Origin of the sequence: Pseudomonas phytophila (assembly GCF_025643095.1) — a bacterium.
Lineage (GTDB): Bacteria > Pseudomonadota > Gammaproteobacteria > Pseudomonadales > Pseudomonadaceae > Aquipseudomonas > Aquipseudomonas quasicaspiana.
In genome coordinates this window covers 5,768,989-5,787,716 of the sequence record NZ_CP081201.1, presented here as the reverse complement: position 1 = coordinate 5,787,716, position 18,728 = coordinate 5,768,989, and the positions used below count along the sequence as shown (strand labels likewise).

Genomic DNA, 18,728 nt, shown 5'->3' with positions numbered 1-18,728 from the left:
CACTCTTTGCGAGACGTCCATGAGAGACACGACCCCTTCTTTTGATGCGCTTTCAACTCGACACGACCTGATCGACTCAGATAAGACCTCAGTTACTCAAGACGACAGTAGACTCTTGGCATTTTACCTTCCTCAGTTTCACAGGACGGCCGAGAATTCCGAGTGGTGGGGGCCTGGATTTACAGAGTGGACCAATGTCGCACGTGCCAAACCTAATTTTGAGGGGCATTACCAGCCGCACATTCCTAGAGAATTGGGTTTCTATGATTTAACCCATCCGGATGTGATGTATGAGCAGGCTGAGATGGCCAAGCTGTACGGTGTCTATGGTTTTTGTTTCTATCATTACTGGTTCAGCGGGCGTCGTATTCTTGAGCGGCCGGTCGCCAATTTTCTGAAAACCGATATTGATATAAAATTTTGCTTGTGCTGGGCGAATGAAAACTGGACGCGGACATGGTCCGGTGACGAGAAAAGTGTGTTGTTGGGGCAACAGTACGCTGCGGATGACAATGAAAAATTTATTGAGTCACTGCTCGAGTTCTTCAGGGATCCACGTTATATCTTTGTGGATGGCAAGCCGATGCTTGTGGTCTACCGTGCGAAGAGTTTGCCTGATGCGAGTGCCGCTTTTGCTCAATGGAGATTACTTGCTGTCCAGCATGGTTTTTCAGGTCTGCATATCGCCGTCGTAGATTTTTACGATATCCAGAGCCCTGAGGAAGTGAGTGCCGATGCGCTGGTCGAGTTCCCCCCTCATAAATTCAATGGTCCTCAAAGTGTTCCGGATAACGTCTCTGTCTTCACCACGCCGGGTTTTGCAGGGGGCGTCGTTGACTATGTAAAAATCATTGCGCAAAGTGCGAAACGTGAAATACCCCCCTTTAAACTGTATCGCGGGATCATTCCGAGTTGGGACAATACTGCACGACGGCAGCTCACACCCACCACCGTGGTGAATGCTACGCCCCCGTTGTTCGGGCACTGGTTAAGGTATTTAAGGGCTTACACGCGTGAAAACAAACAGTCCGGGTCTGGTGATTTCATTTTCATCAATGCCTGGAACGAATGGGGGGAGGGTTGTCACCTGGAGCCTGATCTGAAGTGGGGGCTGGGGTATCTTGAAGAGGTTTTACGGTCTTCCTATAACTATGGCGTTCCGAAAAGTTCGAGCGAGGCGCGTGAAGACTTGTATACGGCGGTGGCTGCTGTTGCCGCAGGCAGGGAGGCATCCGGCATCGTTATCGCCAGCGCACAAAGCATCGGTGTCGACATGCGTAATTATCGGCCGGTTAAAAGTTATGCACATAAGATTTCCGCGCATTTGGGCAAATGGCCCACGGTCTACAAAATAGCAAGATTTATTTATTTATTGGCTCGGCGGGTGCGGGGATGATATGAAAACCAACGTTGCCATTATTGCCCATTTTGATGCAAACCATTCGGTGGGCCAAAACTTCAGAAGAATTCTGACAGCGCTGGAGTTAGTGTTTGATCAGGTGGTGTTGGTCTCGACCAGTGATATAGATCAGGCGTGCGTGGCTGACCTCACTAAAACGACGCTCATTAAACGCCCTAACATAGGATATGATTTTTATAGTTACCGAGTGGGGATCGAGTACGCAAAAACGCATTGGGACGTTCAGCGTCTACTGATAACAAATTCCAGCTACTTCGTGACGTCCAGCTCTAGGTTTGGTGCGCTGCTCCGGTGTATGATGCTCGAATCACAACACTGCGATGTGGTCGGCCTTACCGAGTCAAAACAGTTCAGCTGGCATGTGCAGTCTTACATGATGTTGCTGGGGGGGGAGGTTTTGTATTCCGATTGGTTTTCAATATTTATCCATCGGGTCAGCCCTTTAAATCGCAAGATCGAAATTATATTCAATTATGAAATCGGGTTGTCTACATTGCTGAAACAGAACGCGGCCAGTACGGCAGTTTTGTATGCAGCGGATTGGCGGACTGAACTCGTTTCGAAGTGTAGATGGCTCAAGAGGCTGATTAGTATTTCACCTTCGCGAGACCTCTTTAATGGGCGTGTATTAAATGCGGTCAGCGGCATTAACTGGACGCACTTCGCGGCGCAAGAAATTTCCGATCGGTATGGCGTGATAAAGTCTGAGGTTTTCAGAACCAATCCATTGCGAGTTGATGTCAATTCAATAAAAAACGGGCTGTCTCACGAGCTGATCAATGAGATCGAGACTGCGTTGTCAAGCTCCGAAGGGCAATATCAGGTAAGCGTCGATGGGTTGTCCGAATTCTGCGTTGGGGCATCACCGCTACCTCTCTATCGGGCGGTTCAATGGGGGCTGCCTAGAGTAGAAGGCGTGAGAGTGGCCGTGGTTATTCATCTCTACTACCTTGATCTTCTAGACGAAATACTAAGCTATTTGAAACATTTCGCAGAGCCATTCGATTTATATATAACGACTCCTTTTGAGGGGGATGTGGTGTCGATAATAGATCGTTGCTCCTCGGTTTCAAACAGCGTGACGGTTCATGTGAGTGAAAATCGCGGACGAGACATAGGACCCTTTCTTTCTATTTTTTTGAAGGGACTTCTGGATGGTTATACGGCGGTTTTGAAGCTGCATTCAAAGAAAAGCAGTTACAGCGCGTCTGGCGATGAGTGGAGGAGAAATATATATCACTCGCTCATGGGCTCATCGTTGGTCGTTGCCAAGGTGGTGGACTTACTTAAGAATAAGGATGTCGGTATCGTTGGCCCTCATCGATATTATTTGAGTCATGATAGATTCTGGGGGGCAAACAAGCTATCGGTGGCGACAACACTGAGTGCATTGGGAGTGCCCTTACACACTGCAACCTCTCTTGGTTTCTTCGCGGGCTCGATGTTTTGGCTCTCGCCCAAAGCGCTTGCTCCTTTGAAAAGCCTTCCACAGTCCTATTTTTCATTCCCTGAGGAGAATGGACTGCAAGACGGTACCGTTGCTCATGCATTCGAGAGGATCTTCTGTCCATTATCAAGATTCGTCGGATTGAAAACATCCAGTCTTGAATTGGGCGGGGAAGAAATAAATGACGCCCACTCCATCAGCAATACGGTTCCTGTTCTTTAATTGTATTGCCTGATGATGAGTGTTTTATAGCGATACGTTCTGTCGGATGCGACGGGGATTACGTGTTTTCTCTACAGTTGCGGGGCGATCTCAATGGACTTCCGTCTTTATATTCAGCATTTGGCCAAACGTAAAAGTCGTGTATTGGAAATTGGACCGTCTTATAATCCGATCCTCCCTAAGGCCGAAGGCTATCAAGTGTCTATCATGGACCATGCTAACCGGTCAGAGTTAGTAGAGAAATATGCAGCTTTCGACGTTGATACGAGCAGAATTGAAGATGTCGATTATGTCACCACCGATCTGGCGTCGATAAAATCGACCGGACACAGATTCGATTTGGTGGTGGCCAGTCACGTGATAGAACATGTGACAGACTTTATAAAATTTCTTAACGATTGCGAGAGTCTGTTGGTGGAGGGTGGACAGCTTGCTCTCATTGTCCCTGATAAACGTCATTGCTTCGACTTTTTCAGGCCCGTTACAACGCCAGGAGCAATGGTCGACGCTTACTGTTCAAAGAGAACGTTGCATGTCGGAGGGCTTTTTGATCATTATTCTTATTTTTGCAGGAACAAAGGTCAGATGGCATGGGGCGATGTTGAGGATGTCGCTGACTTGGAGTTTATTCATACTGCTGACATGACGATGGACGCAGTGAACAAGCCGCTGTTGTCTGGCGACTACTCGGATGCACATGAGTGGGTATTCGTTCCTGCCAGCTTTGCATTTGCCTTGGCCGAGCTACGTGGTCATGGCTTCGTCAATCTGGGAATAGATCAAGCGTACGCGACATTGGGCTACGAGTTTCTGGCTATTTTATCCACTCGCGCTCCCGTCGAGTCTAGAACCAAGGCACAGCTGCTTTTTGAAATTCAACATGAAGTCGGTGCGGCTTTTTACACGCGGTCGACTCATTCGGAAAAGGAGCCTTGCTTCAGTGAAGACCTCACGCGGCAGGTGTCGGAAAACAGGCGTTTAACGGATGTTATTGCGCAGCAGAAAAAACAACTCGACAGTTTGTATTCAAGCACCTCGTGGCGTCTCACGCTGCCCTTAAGGCTATTACGGGAGTTCGTAAGCCGCTAATGCCAAGCACGCCGGTACGTTTGACACTGCACGCTTAGGCCCTGCCTCTGATCGGCCCGGTCTGCTGCCCAAAACGTTTGGCATCTGTGGCAACGAGCGAAAACAACGTCCGCTCGTCACTCTGAGTTCCCAATACCCCCGACTAACCCCGCAGATCAGGCCGGGAAGTGCTGGTTGGCAATGTCCACGACTTCCTGCTCGGTGAGCGGAGCAAGGGCTGCGATTGCCCATAGGTCGTAGGCCGGGTGAGCGCGCTGGATGGGCAGCACCAAGTCGAAGCCAGCTGCCTGGAAGCTGCCGGTCAGGACTTTCTTGGTGAAACCGCAACGGTGCGCCATGTACACATTGCCATTGGCCATGGCCGGACGATGTCCGTACAGGATATCGATCGGCGCGATCGGGCCGGCTGGCGAGATGTAGGCCGGGTCGGTCAATTTGTCTTCGGCCACCAGCGCGCAGACCGATTGCAGGTCCGGGCAGGTGATGACGACGAAGCCGCCTGGCTTGAGCACGCGCTTGAACTCTGCCAACGCTACTGGCACCTCATGAGGGTAGAGGTGCTCGATGTTGTGGCTTGAGAACAAGGCATCCACCGACGCGTCTTTAACCTGCGACATGTCGGTCATCGTCCCCACGATATCCGGATTCACACTCTCATCGATATCAAAACGCAGCTCCTGCCACTCCGGCGAGGCGAAGCCCTTGGTCGTGCCGCTTTTGTTCTTTGGACCGCAACCTACATGGAGGAAGGTTTTCACAATCAGTTACTCGATCAAGGCCCTTTGCATGTGCCAAAGGGGGGCGTGGAAGCGTTCTCCGTCAGGCCGGACGAGGTGGTCGGCGGCGCTTGGGAGGTCAAACGCACACTAGGTTAAGTCCCTTGAGTGGTCAAGGTTACCGGGGCGTACACCGTTTATCGGCAGTAATAAAAGTAAAGTGAACAAATTTTTAAGGTGGCTATATGATGTCATTGTTTATGAGCTCAGCCTCTAAAAGATGGCGTGCTAATAACTAAAAAGTCAAAAAAGGTAGAACGCCACCTTTAAATATTCTTAAGGATTTTCCACGGACGGTCGCTATTGATGACACATGGGCTCCCCGGCCCGTTTTCGAGGCTACGGCGGCGTCGCTGGCAGCGCGGTTAATGACCTAAACAGGATGCGAATATGGCTAGTTTTATTTCTTCGTTGACCACCGCGCAAATTGCCGCCTTGAGTACAACAACCATTGCGGGACTCGGTACCGTTGACATTGCAGCCATGAGCACAGCTCAGGTTGCAGCGCTCACGACTGCGCAGATCGCTGTGATTACCAAGGCAAACGTTGCCGCTCTGTCCACTGTGCAAATTCCAGCGCTGACCACAGGTCAGATTGTTGCGCTGACCACTGCACAAATTCCATCGCTGACCACCGCTCAGGTGGCTAACCTGACCACTGCTCAAGTGGCAGCGTTCGAAACAGCCGATGTCGCTGCGTTGACCGTGACAGCCGTCGCCGCGTTGACCACTGCACAGACTGCCGCGCTGACCACCGCCCAGGTCGTGGCGCTGACCACTGCACAAGTAGCAGCACTGAAAGTGACTCAAGTCGCCGCCCTGACCACCACCCAGGTGGCGGCCATGCAGACTGCCGATGTTGCCTCGCTGACTACAGCCCAGGTCGTGGCGCTGACCACTGCACAAGTGGCAAGCCTGACCACTGCTCAGGTTGCTGCACTCAAAGCCGCCCAAGTCACCGCGCTGGAAACCGCTGACGTAGCGGCTCTGACCACAGATCAAATTGTCGCGCTGACCACTGCTCAGGTAGTGGCCCTGAAGGCTACGCAAATTGCGGCCCTGAGCACTGCGCAAGTGGCGGCTCTGGAAACTGCTGATGTAGCGGCTTTGACAGCCGTGCAAGTTGCGGCCTTGACCACCGCTCAAGCGGCAGCTCTGACTACCGCACAAATCGTCGCACTGACCTCTGCTCAGGTTGCCGCGCTGACGACTGCGCAAGTAGCCAACCTGACCACCACCCAAGTCGCTGCTTTGCAGACCGCTGACCTCGGTGGCCTGACCACTGCTGGCGTCGTGGCGCTGACTACCGCTCAAGTGGCTGCTCTGACGACCGCTCAGGTTGCTTCACTTAAAGTTGCTCAGATTGCCGCGCTGGAAACCGCTGATGTGGCGGCCCTGACCACTGCGCAAATCGTGGCCCTGACCACTGCCCAAGTGGTTGCATTGAAAGCCACCCAAATCGCAGCACTGACCACCACGCAACTGGCGGCTCTGGAAACTGCTGATATTGCAGCGTTGACTCCTGTACAAGTCGCAGGCCTGACCACGACTCAAGCAGCGGCGCTGACCACTGCACAGATCGTCGCTTTGACCTCCGCTCAAGTGGCTGCACTGACCACCGCTCAAGTCTCAAACCTGACTACGACTCAAGTGGCTGCCCTGCAGACTAACGACATCATCGGCTTGACCACCGCTGGCATCGTGGCCCTGACTACCGCTCAGGTTGCTGCCCTGACCACCGCCCAGGTTGCTGCACTGAGCGTGACTCAGGTTGCTGCACTGCAAACCGCTGATGCTGCTGCGCTGACCACCGACCAGGTCGTGGCGCTGACCACCGCTCAAGTAGCGGCGCTGACCACCGCCCAGGTTGCCAACCTGACTACCACTCAAGTGGCAGCCATGCAGACAGCTGATGTCGCTTCGCTGACTACGGCTGGCATTGTCGCGTTGGGCACCGCTCAAGTAGCGGCGTTGACCACTGCACAGGTTGCAGCACTTAAAGTCGCTCAGATTGCCGCGCTGGAAACCGCTGATGTAGCGGCCCTGACCACCGCGCAAATCGTTGCTTTGACCACCGCCCAGATCGGCGCTCTGAAAGCCACGCAAATTGCCGCGCTGACCACCACTCAACTGGCAGCACTGGAAACGGCTGACATTGCTGCGCTGACCCCTGCTCAGATCGCTGGTCTGACCACTACTCAGGCTGCTGCACTCACGACTGCACAGATCGTTGCCTTGAGCTCGGCTCAAGTGGCTGCATTGACGACTGCTCAAGTCGCCAACCTGACCACTACCCAAGTGGCGGCTTTGCAGACCAACGACATCATCGGCTTGACCACCGCAGGCATCGTGGCGTTGACCACTGCTCAGGTTGCTGCGCTGACGACTGCCCAGGTTGCTGCACTGAGCCTGACTCAGGTAGCTGCACTGCAAACCGTTGATGCTGCTGCGCTGACCACCGACCAGATCGTTGCGTTGACTACCGCTCAAGTAGCGGCATTGACCACCGCCCAGGTTGCCAACCTGACTACCACTCAAGTGGCAGCCATGCAGACAGCTGACATCGCTTCGCTGACTACGGCTGGTGTTGTCGCGTTGAGCACCGCTCAAGTAGCGGCGCTGACCACTGCACAGGTTGCTGCACTGAAAGCGACTCAGATCGCGGCCTTGACCACTGCTGATGTGGCAGCCCTGACCACTGCGCAAATCGTGGCCCTGACTACCGCACAAGTTGTCGCGCTGAAAGCTACGCAGATCGCAGCCCTGACCACCGCGCAAGTGGCGGCCCTGGAAACTGCTGATATCGCCGCGCTGACTCCAGCTTCTGTTGCAGCTCTGACCACCACTCAAGCAGCGGCTCTGACCACGGCACAAATCGTGGCCCTGACCTCTGCCCAGGTTGCAGCGCTGACGACCACTCAGGTCGCCAACCTGACTACCACCCAAGTGGCGGCGATTCAGACTGCCGATATTGGCGGCCTGACCACCGCTGGCGTAGTGGCTCTGACCACCGCGCAGGTAGCTGCCCTGACCACTGCTCAGGTTGGTGCTCTGAAAGTTACTCAGATTGCCGCACTGGAAACCGCTGACGTAGCGGCCCTGACTACCGCTCAAGTCGTCGCACTGACCACAGCACAAATCGTTGCGCTGAAAGCCACGCAAATCGCAGCCTTGACCACCGCGCAACTGGCGGCTCTGGAAACTGCCGATATCGCAGCTTTGACTACTGCACAAATCGCAGGCCTGACCACGGCTCAAGCGGCAGCGTTGAGCACCGCTCAGATCGTGGCCCTGACCTCTGCCCAGGTCGGCGCACTGACAACTGCTCAAGTGGCTAACCTGACCACTGCGCAGGTAGCAGCCATTCAGACTGCCGATATCGGCGGCCTGACCACTGCTGGCATCGTGGCGTTGACCACCGATCAAGTCGCGGCCCTGACTACGGCGCAAGTCGCAGCTCTGAAAGTGACCCAGATCGCGGCGATGCAAACTGCTGATGTAGCAGCGTTGACCACCGCCCAGATCGTTGCCTTGACCACTGGTCAAGTAGCAGCCTTGACCACCGCTCAGGTTGCCAACCTGACTACCGCTCAAGTGGCAGCCCTGGAAACAGCTGATGTGGGTTCGTTGACCACCGCAGGCATCGTGGCCTTGACCACCGGTCAAGTCGCAGCTCTGACCACGGCACAGGTTGCAGCGTTGAAAGTGACTCAGATCGCAGCCCTGGAAACCGCTGATGTGGCCGCTCTGACCACTGGCCAGGTTGTGGCATTGACCACGGCCCAGATCGTAGCGCTGAAGGCTACTCAAATCGCAGCCCTGACCACCGCGCAAGTAGCGGCTCTGGAAACTGCAGATGTGGCGGCTCTGACAGCGTTGCAAGTCGCAGCGTTGACCACCGCTCAGGCAGCAGCCCTGACTACGGCGCAAGTCGCAGCTTTGAGCTCTGCCCAGATCGCAGCATTGACGACTGCCCAAGTGGCTAACCTGACCACCACGCAAGTGGCGGCCATTCAGACTGCCGATATCGGCGGCCTGACCACTGCTGGCATCGTTGCTTTGACCACCGCTCAAGTAGCAGCCCTGACCACTGCACAAGTTGCAGCGTTGAAAGTGACTCAGATCGCAGCACTGCAAACGGCTGATGCTGCTGCGCTGACCACCGACCAGATCGTTGCGTTGACTACCGCTCAAGTGGCGGCATTGACCACTGCTCAGGTTGCAAACCTGACTACCACTCAAGTGGCAGCCATGCAGACGGCCGATATTGCCTCACTGACTACCGCAGGCATCGTGGCTTTGACCACTGCCCAAGTGGCTGCACTGACCACTGCACAAGTTGCAGCGCTCAATGTGGCTCAGGTCGCAGCTCTGGAAACTGCCGATGTGGCAGCTCTGACCACCGGTCAGGTCGTGGCGTTGACTACCGCACAAGTGGCAGCGTTGAAAGCTACGCAAATCGCAGCCCTGACCACCGCACAAGTGGCGGCTCTGGAAACTGCTGATGTTGCAGCGCTGACAGCGGTACAGGTTGCAGCGTTGACTACTGCTCAGGCAGCCGCCCTGACCACGGCGCAAATCGTGGCTCTGAGCTCTGCCCAGGTTGCAGCGTTGACCACCGCTCAAGTGGCTAACCTGACCACCACGCAAGTGGCGGCTCTGCAGACCAACGACATCGTTGGCCTGACCACTGCTGGCGTCGTAGCGCTGACAACTGCTCAAGTTGCTGCACTGACCACAGCTCAGGTTGCCGCACTGACCGTGATCCAGATTGCTGCCCTGCAAACTGCTGATGCTGCTGCTCTGACCACCGACCAGATCGTGGCCTTGACCACTGCTCAAGTAGCAGGATTGACCACGGCTCAGGTTGCAAACCTGACTACCACGCAAGTGGCAGCCATGCAGACTGCCGATATCGGCTCACTGACCACCGCTGGCATCGTGGCGTTGACCACCGCACAAGTGGCTAACCTGACCACTGCACAAGTTGCAGCGCTGAAAGTGACTCAGATCGCAGCACTGGAAACCGCAGATGTGGCGGCTCTGACCACCGGTCAGATCGTGGCTCTGACCACCGCACAGGTAGCGGCTCTGAAAGTTACGCAAATCGCAGCCATGACCACCGCGCAAGTGGCGGCTCTGGAAACTGCCGATATTGCCGCGCTGCCAGTGACCTCCATTGCAGCCCTGACCACTGCTCAAGCGGCGGCCCTGACCACGGCACAAATCGTGGCCCTGACCTCTGCCCAGGTTGCAGCGCTGACCACCGCTCAGGTGGCCAACCTGACCACCACGCAAGTGGCGGCTCTGGAGACAGCGGATATCGACTCCCTGACTACTGCAGGTGTCGTAGCCCTGACCACCGCTCAAGTGGCTGCTCTGAGCACTGCTCAGGTTGCAGCGCTGAAAGTGACTCAGATCGCGGCCATGGAAACCGCTGATATAGCGGCGCTGACCACAGCGCATATCGTGGCCTTGAGCACTGCACAAGTCGCTGCCTTGAAGCCAACGCAAATCGCAGCCCTGACCACCACGCAAGTGGCGGCTCTGGAAACTGCCGATATCGGTGCGCTGACCTCGGCTCAACTGGTTGCACTGACCACGGCTCAGGTTGCAGCACTGACCACTGCGCAGATCGTTGCACTGAAACCGACCCAGATCAGCGCCCTGGAAACCGCCGATGTGGCGGCCCTGACCACGGCTCAGGTCGCGGCGATCGAGACGACAGACATGGCGGCGCTGACTACCGCTCAAGTCGCCGCCTTGACCACCACTCAGGTTCAGGCTCTGACCACGGCGCAACTGTCGCATCTGGATATGACTCAGGTCGATTCGTTCACCACGGCACAGCTGCAAGCAATGACTGCCACCCAGATCGACGCGCTGGCTTTGTCCACGCCGCTGGTTCTGGATCTCAACGGTGACGGCGTGCAAACCTCGCACCTGACCTCAGGCGTGAAGTTCGACCTGAACGCTGATGGCGTGAAGGAAACGACTGGCTGGACTGCCGGTGGTGATGGTCTGTTGACCATCGACCTGAACGGCGATGGCAAGGTCAACGATGGTTCCGAGCTGTTCGGTTCTTCGTTCAAACTGGCGGATGGTTCGCTGGCCAAAGACGGCTTCGAAGCACTGAAAAGCCTGGACAGCAACCACGATGGTGTCGTCAACAGTTCTGACGCACTCTTCGCGTCGCTGCAGGTCTGGGTCGATGCCAACAACGATGGCATCAGCGACAAGGGCGAGATGTTCCACCTGAGCGACCTGGGTATCACCCAGTTCAACCTGGGTGCAAGCACGATCACCGAGTTGAACCATGGCAACCTGCTTGGCCTGGAAAGCACCTACGAAACCAGTGATGGTCAGACGCATACCGTTGCCGACGTGTGGTTCCGCACTGACGCAAACGGCAATCAGAACATCGATCTGACACAGCTGAATCCGAAAACCGTGGGTGCTCATACTCTGGGCGCTATCGACCTCGCGGCAGATGGTGGCAAGGCGACGACTCTGACTGTTGATGCCAAGACGGTCAGCGAACTCGGCAAGGCTGGTCAGGTTGATGTGGCTGGCAACGGTGCCGCGGCACCGGTGCAAATGATCATCAACGGTGACAGCCATGACACAGTCAACATCAATGGCGCCAGTGGCGAATGGCATGCGGGCGGTACCACAACAGTTGATGGCGCGAGCTACAACGTCTTCAACGATGGTAATGTTCAACTGCTGGTCGCAACGGATGTTCATACCTGGGTTCACTGATATTCAGTGCTAGACCTTGATTGACCTGATACCGGGCTCGCGAGAGCCCGGTATTTTTTTTGGTGGAGACTGTCACTCGAATGCTTACAGAGAATCTTGATAGCCCGGACCTCGATGTCATGCTGGCTGCCGCCCTGGAGTTGGCCAAAGGTGTCGCGCTACAACCCATGCAGCTACTTGCGGCCGCCGACCGACTTAACGCAGCGCTGCGCTTTACCGATGTTGCGGCCCTTTATCAAACCTGGTTGGGGCACTGTCAGTCCTCGATCAACTACATTATTCAGTTCAACTTCGGTGTCACACTGACCAGTCTGGGTCAGCTTGCGGCCGCCGAAGCTGCCTACCGCGCTGCCATTGCCCAGAACCCGGAGTTTGCTCAGGCCTGGTTCAATCTGGGAACCATCCTTGAACGCCAGAAAAAACCTCAGGAGGCCCTGGCAACCTGGCAGTCCATGCTTGACGACAAACGGGTCGATCCGCAGGCGAGCCGTGATTTGTACCTGATGGTGTGTAACGGTCTGGGGCGCTTGCTGGAGGAGACCCGCCAGTTACAGCCCTCGGAAGCCATTCTGCGTACCAGCCTGGAGGTTGATCCTGTTCAGCCCAAGGTTATTCAGCACTGGGTGCATTTGCGCCAGAAGCAATGTGTCTGGCCTGTGTACCAACCGCCTCAGGGCTTGACCGTGGGCGATTTGCTCAAAGCGTCCTCGCCTCTGGCGTTGCTTGCGGGCAGCGACGATCCGGGCTTGCAGTTGGCGGCAGCGGTTCACTTCGTCAAGGAGCGCGTCAATGTACGGGTTCCGGCCCTGGCACCGACTCAGGGGTATGCCCATCCGAAACTGCGTATCGGCTTTCTGTCCTCCGACTTCTCTCTGCATGCGGTGTCGCTGCTGACCGTTGAGCTGTTCGAACTGATCGATCGAGCGCGCTTTGAGGTGTACGGTTTTTGCTGGAGTCGCGAAGACGGTTCGCCGTTGCGCGAGCGAGTGAAAAACGCGATGGATCACTTCATACGGATCGGCGACATGAGCGACGCGGCAGCAGCGCAGTGCATCCGCAATCATGAAATCGACATCCTGATTGACCTTCACGGCCTGACTTCCGGTGCCCGCGCAGACATCCCGGCCTATCGTCCGGCGCCTGTGCAGATGACCTATCTTGGTTTCCCCGGCACCACCGGCCTGCCTTGCATTGATTACGTCATCGCTGACCGCTACCTGATCCCGGATAGCGTCAAGCCTTACTACAGCGAGAAGCCACTTTACCTGGCGCAGATCTATCAATGCAGTGACCGGCAACGCCCGGTCGCGACACTGCCGAGCCGAGCCGAATGCGGCTTGCCTGAAGATCGCTTTGTGTTCTGCTCCTTCAACAACAACTACAAGTTCAATGAAGAGGTGTTCGACTGCTGGATGCGCATTCTCACGCGCGCTCCCGACAGTGTGTTGTGGTTATTGGCAGACAATCCCTGGGCACAGAAAAACCTGTGCGAGCGTGCGCAGCAGCAGGGGGTAGACCCGGCTCGTCTGCTCTTCGCGCCGCGGGTTGCCCCCCCTGAATACCTGGCGCGGTACACCGCAGCGGATCTGTTTCTCGATGCTTATCCGTTCAATGCAGGGACGACAGCCAACGATGCGCTATGGATGGGCCTGCCGGTTCTGACACGTTCCGGTCGCACCTTTGCCTCGCGTATGGCGGGTAGTCTGCTGACTGCGCTGGAGTTGCCGGAGTTGATTACGACAACGCTGGAGGACTACGAAGAGCGTGCTGTGCAACTGGCAACCCAGGCCGATCTAATGCCTGGATTGCGCCAGCGTTTGCAGGAGGGGAGAACGACGTCTGCGCTGTTCGATACCCCGGCTTTCGTCCGGGATTTCGAAGACGCCATCAGCAGCGTTGCGCTGAGAACCGCTTAGGTTCTCACGCAACAAACACGTGCTGCCGAAGGCTGCGATGGTGGTCTGTCAGGATAACTGCTTCGCTAACCGGTAGGAGCGAACGTGTTCGCGAGGCGGCAGGCCTGATTCACCGCGTAACCCTCTCGCCAACAAGTTGCCTCCTACCTGATACAGCGCTAACCGGTAGGAGCGAACGTGTTCGCGAGGCGGCAGGCCTGATTCACCGCGTAACCCTCTCGCCAACAAGTTGCCTCCTACCTGATACAGCGCTAACCGGTAGGAGCGAACGTGTTCGCGAAGCGGCAGACCTGATTCTCCGCGTAACCCCCTCGCCAACAAGTTGCCTCCTACCTGACACGGCGCTAACCGGTAGGAGCGAACTTGTTCGCGAAGCGGCAGGCCTGATTCACCGCGTAACCCTCTCGCCAACAAGTTGCCTCCTACCTGATACAGCGCTAACCGGTAGGAGCGAACTTGTTCGCGAAGCGGCAGGCCTGATTCACCGCTTAAGCCCTATCGCCAACAAGTTGCTCCTACAGAAAGTACTCAAGGTCAGGCAGTTGCAGGGTTCAACCAAGCCATTTCAGAACAGCTCCTGAACCTTCTGCAGCTGGCTGCGGGTCATTTGTCCGGTGCGGGTGTGCAGGTTCACGTAGCTGAGCAACATCGCGAGCTTGGTATCGAGCAGGTCGCGTTTGGCCGAGTACAGACGTTGCTGAGCGTCCAGAATCTCCACGGTCGAACGAACGCCAGCCTGATAGCCTTTCTCGGCTGAGGTCAGGGCAATCTGGCTTGAGCGCACGGCCGTGACCAGTGCTTTGCTTTTCTCGAACCCTGCCACCACACCAAGGTAATTGGTCTCGACGTCTTCAGTCAGTTGCTGGAGTTGCGCGTCGTAGCTGGAACGGGCGCTTTCCAGGGCCGCGCGGGCTTTTTCGGAGGAGGCACTGATGCCGCCGCCCTGATACAGAGGAATATCGATCACTACGCCCAGGTAGTACGTGGACTGGCGCTGGGAGTAGTCGTTGGTATCACTCTGATCAACCCGAGCCAGACGGCCGCTCAGCGCAACGGTCGGGTAGTGACCGGACTTTTGCAGCTTCAGATTGGCTTCGGCGACCTTGACCGAAGCGCGGCTGACGCCAAGCGTAGCGCCGGCCTGGTCGGCCTTGAGCATCCAGTAATCAAGGTCTTCCTCCGGCGCGAGCAAGGCGGTTGCCGGAGACTTTTCCTGCATTTCGGGAATGTTTCCTACCGTCAGCCCGGAGCGGCCCGCCAGTTTACGCAGTGCCGCCCGACGTCGGGCTTGCAGTTCGATTTCCTGGGCGCGTGTCGAATCCAGTCGGGCCTGGGCTTCTTCCATGTCTGTCACTGTGCCTTCACCGGCTTCATATAGACGCTTGGATTGCTTGGCCAAGGCTTCGATGGACGCTTTTTGCTGGGTGGTCAGCTTCAGTTCGTTTTCCACTTGGGCGATGTCGAAATAAGCTTGTACTACGCGGTCGAACAGACCTTGTCCGGCGCCTTCATATTGCGCTTCGCCCAGTTTTGCCCGGGCTTTTGCCTGCTCATAGGACGCCCAGCGGCCCTTGTCGAACAGCGGCTGGCTGACTGAAAGCGCGATGCTGTCGGCGGAGTACTGATCATCTGAGTTGTTGTTTGGCGTTCGCTTTTCGAGCTGCCCGCCATGGCCATATCGGGAGTTGATGGCGACCTGTGGCAGCAAACCACTGCGACCAATGGCGATTTCCTCGCGCGACGCTGCATAGTCATGGTCGGCGACCTTGTACGTCGCATCGTTCAGCCTTGATGCATCGTAAAGCGCCACCAGCGATAACGAATCATCCGCCGCCAGAAGTTGGCAGGACCAGAGCAGTGAGAGAACAGCTAGACGTGTGCGCACTGTCATTCTTCCTTGAAAGCACCGGCCATACGCTCGGCAACCGGCTGCATCAGGTAGTTGGCCAGGGTCCGCTCGCCGGTCTTGACCAGCACTTCGGCCTGCATGCCCGGCTTGATATCGAGCCCTAGATCGCGCAGGTGAATGACGTCCTGCGGGCTCACGGACACTTCAACTGCGAAGTACGGAGAATTGGTTTTTTCGTCGACCAATTGGTCGGCCGATACGGTGGACACGGTGCCGACGATCACAGGCGTGTGTACTCGCTGTAATGAGCCGAATCGCAGGTCGACCTTAAGCCCAGGCTTGAGTCGGTCAGCCATCATTGGCGGGAATTGAGCTTTGACGACCCAGCTGGAACCCTGCGGGACGATATCCATCAGGCGTTGGCCCGCCGGTGCAATGCCACCGACGGTGTGCACCGCCAGACTCATGATCTGACCCGCCACCGGGGCCACAATCGAGGCGCTTTGCACTTCGAATTCGAACGCTTTGATCTGATCCCTCAGGCTCGATGTCTGCGCCGAAACCTGAGTGAGCTGAGACTCAGCGTCGCTGCGGAAGATCTGGCCTTGCTGCAGCGCCTTGAGCTTGCTCTCGTTGATAGCCTGGCGGGTGCGACCGATGTCGGAAATAGTCGAGGCCAGTTGGGCGCCCAGTTGCGCGGCATTACTTTCAGCTTCGAACAGGCGATTGCGCGGCAGATAGCCTTCGCGAGCCAGCTCACGCAACCCATTGAGTTCCTGCTGCTGGAACTGGAATTGAGCCGCGTGGTTGCGTTTGATCTCTTCGTAACCAGCCAGTTGCTCGTTGAACGAGGCGATTTCGTGGTCGTTGATTTTCATCCTGCTGTTCAGTTCAGCGCGGCGTGTAGCAAATAGATAGCCTTGCAGTTCCATTGCCGAGCGGGCACGGGGATCGTTTTCCCTGGCCAGCAATTCCGGGGACCACTGAATATCCTTGCGATCAAGGCGCTCGGCGATCAACCGGTCTTCCACGGCACGTGCGCTGATCCATTGCCCCAGTGCTACATCCAGCTGTGATTGGGTCTGGACGATATTGAGCTGCACGACCACCTGACCTTGTGTCACCAGGTCGCCTTCACGAACCAGAATTCGATCGATCATGCCCCCAGTGCGTGACTGGACGGTTTTGCGTTCACCGGCAACCGTTACGGTGCCGCTGCCGACCACGCCGCGGTCAAGCGGCGCGAAACCGGCCCACAGGAAAAATCCGCCCAGACCCAGGATCAAAAACCATACGCCAATCCGGGCAATGCCCGCGGCATCAGCATCCGGCGCTGGCGGAGGGGTCAACATGTCATTTTGACTGGCTTGCATTGACGCCTCCGGTGTCCTGGCTGGTGGGTTCGACGGGTTTTTGCACGGGAGTCGGCACCAGAGTTTTCATTACCTGATCCCGTGGACCGAACAGGTGCTGCACGCCGTCCCTGAGGAACAGCAATTTGTCGACTACCCCCAGAATGTTCGGCCGATGGGTCACCAGCACCACCGTGGAACCAGCGTTTTTCAGGATGCGCACGGCTTTGACGAGAGCAGCCTCACCAGCATCATCCAGATTGGAATTGGGCTCATCGAGCACCACCAGAGGAGGCTGGCCATACAGTGCCCGGGCGAGACCGATACGTTGTTTCTGCCCGCCGGACAGACCCAGCCCGCCCACGCCCAACAGCGTGTCGTAACCCTTGGGGAAGTGCAGAATCATTTCGTTGATGCCGGCCAGTTGCGCCGCCTCGATGACTTTCGCCGAGTCCACTTCGCCAAACCGGGCGATATTTTCGGCGATGGTGCCGTCAAACAGCTCGATGTCCTGTGGCAGATAGCCCAGATATGGCCCCAGCGCCTCCCGCGACCATTGGCTGACTTCTGCGCTGTCCAGGCGTACCGAACCGTGATTGGCGGGCCAGATGCCGACCATGGCCCGAGCCAGGGAGGATTTACCCGAGGCGCTTGGGCCGATGATCGCCAGCACTTCGCCTTTGGCGAGTTTGATCGTCACGCCGTTCACAGCCGGTACTTTCATGCCCGGTGGAGTGATCACCAGTTTGTCGATGCTCAGCGCACCGGTTGGTGCTGGCAGAGGCATTGGCTGCGGGGCCTTGGGAAATTCATTGAGCAGACGATTCAAGCGTTCATAACTGCTCTTGGTATTGCCCATCTGCTTCCATGAGCCGATCAGCGCTTCGGCCGGTGCCATGGCTCGTCCGAGCAAAACCGATACGGCAATCATCACACCAGCTGAAATCTGGTTTTCCATGACCAGCACGGCACCCAAGCCCAGCGCCAGGGATTGCCAGGTCATGCGTACAAAACGCGAGAGGGCGGCAATCCGCGAGCTGCGATCGCTGGCTTCGCCTTGTTCAGTAATGACGCGCTGCTGGACATTGAACCAGCGACGCCGCAAAGGCGTCAGCATGCCCATTGCCTGAATGACTTCCGCGTTCTGCAGTGTGCTGTTTACATAACTTGCCGAGGAAACCGAAAGCCGGTTGGCTTCGCCCATACTGCGGCGGGTGGTCAACTCGTTCCAGATGCCCAGACCGGCAAGGATGAGCGAGCCCACGACGGTAAATACGCCCAGCCATGGGTGGAAGAGAAACGTCGCAATCAGATAGATCGGCAGCCATGGCGCATCGAACAGCGCGATCAATCCGGGGCCGGTGACAAACTGACGAATGTTGTTCAGGTCACTCAGTACCTGTGCCGGGTTGGAGTTGTGTTCCTTCAGGCTACGCAGGAACGCGGCGTCGAATACCCGCTCCCCGAGCTGGGCATCCAGACCTGCGCTCATCTTGATCATGACCTGACCACGGACCCATTCCAGACCACAGCTGACCGCAAAGAAGCACAGCAGTATCAGGCTCAGCATCAGCAGCGTGGTTTCGTTGCGGCTGGTGAGCACGCGATCGAAGACCTGCATCATGTAGATGGAGGGCACCAGCATCAGCAGGTTGATCACGCCGCTGAACAGTGCGAGCACTCCGAAAAGACGGCGATAACGCAGCAGGGCAGCATCGATGTCTCGCTTGGGATCAAGAAAAAATCGCATAGAATCCGTGAGATAGAGAAATGTTAGGGAGAATTCCGGTAGCGCCATGATGAGTGGCGCTACATCACTCACAGTGAATTCAAGGGGTCCGATGCTGGCACTTTGGTGATAATTATCGAGCCCGCGCGTGACCTTGTTCACACTT

General features: G+C 56.5%; 9 protein-coding genes. 5 read left to right on the top strand and 4 right to left on the bottom strand.

Annotation, left to right across the window (positions count from 1 at the left end; genetic code table 11):
• The first annotated feature begins 19 nt into the window (after positions 1-19).
• The 3 genes from K3169_RS26125 (at position 20) to K3169_RS26115 (ending at position 4,178) form a co-directional block, all read left to right on the top strand.
• Positions 20-1,396 carry a glycoside hydrolase family 99-like domain-containing protein gene (locus K3169_RS26125; protein WP_263268775.1) on the top strand — a complete coding sequence of 459 codons (1,377 nt, stop codon included), beginning with the start codon at positions 20-22 and terminating at the stop codon, positions 1,394-1,396.
• A 1-nt stretch (position 1,397) separates the two neighbouring features.
• Complete coding sequence (locus K3169_RS26120) at positions 1,398-3,089, top strand: rhamnan synthesis F family protein (protein ID WP_263268773.1); 1,692 nt, start codon at positions 1,398-1,400, stop codon at positions 3,087-3,089.
• Between the two features lie 93 nt (positions 3,090-3,182).
• On the top strand, positions 3,183-4,178 hold the full coding sequence (locus tag K3169_RS26115; protein WP_263268771.1) for a class I SAM-dependent methyltransferase: 996 nt from the start codon (positions 3,183-3,185) through the stop codon (positions 4,176-4,178).
• A 155-nt stretch (positions 4,179-4,333) separates the two neighbouring features.
• Here the strand turns inward: K3169_RS26115 and K3169_RS26110 are convergent, their stop codons facing one another.
• Entirely contained in the window at positions 4,334-4,936 is a 603-nt protein-coding gene (locus K3169_RS26110; protein WP_122705383.1) for a class I SAM-dependent methyltransferase, read from the bottom strand.
• Positions 4,937-5,344: 408 nt separating this feature from the next.
• Between K3169_RS26110 and K3169_RS26105 the strand changes: the two genes are divergently transcribed.
• Both K3169_RS26105 and K3169_RS26100 read left to right on the top strand, forming a co-directional pair.
• The gene (locus K3169_RS26105; RefSeq protein ID WP_263268769.1) at positions 5,345-11,716 is read left to right on the top strand and encodes a hypothetical protein; all 6,372 of its coding nucleotides are present in this window, start codon (positions 5,345-5,347) and stop codon (positions 11,714-11,716) included.
• 80 nt (positions 11,717-11,796) lie between these two features.
• Complete coding sequence (locus tag K3169_RS26100; RefSeq protein WP_263268767.1) at positions 11,797-13,632, top strand: tetratricopeptide repeat protein; 1,836 nt, start codon at positions 11,797-11,799, stop codon at positions 13,630-13,632.
• Positions 13,633-14,197: 565 nt separating this feature from the next.
• Here K3169_RS26100 and K3169_RS26095 read toward each other — a convergent pair.
• The 3 genes from K3169_RS26095 to K3169_RS26085 are packed head-to-tail and all read right to left on the bottom strand — an operon-like array spanning position 14,198 to position 18,583.
• Positions 14,198-15,523 (bottom strand): TolC family outer membrane protein, encoded by a 1,326-nt coding sequence (locus K3169_RS26095; protein ID WP_122705378.1) that lies wholly within the window; start codon positions 15,521-15,523, stop codon positions 14,198-14,200.
• Entirely contained in the window at positions 15,520-16,854 is a 1,335-nt protein-coding gene (locus K3169_RS26090; protein WP_231676885.1) for an HlyD family type I secretion periplasmic adaptor subunit, read from the bottom strand. The genes K3169_RS26095 and K3169_RS26090 overlap by 4 nt, the downstream gene beginning before the upstream one ends.
• Positions 16,835-18,583 (bottom strand): type I secretion system permease/ATPase, encoded by a 1,749-nt coding sequence (locus K3169_RS26085; protein ID WP_122705429.1) that lies wholly within the window; start codon positions 18,581-18,583, stop codon positions 16,835-16,837. Before K3169_RS26085 ends, K3169_RS26090 begins: the two co-directional genes overlap by 20 nt.
• Between the last annotated feature and the right edge of the window lie 145 nt (positions 18,584-18,728).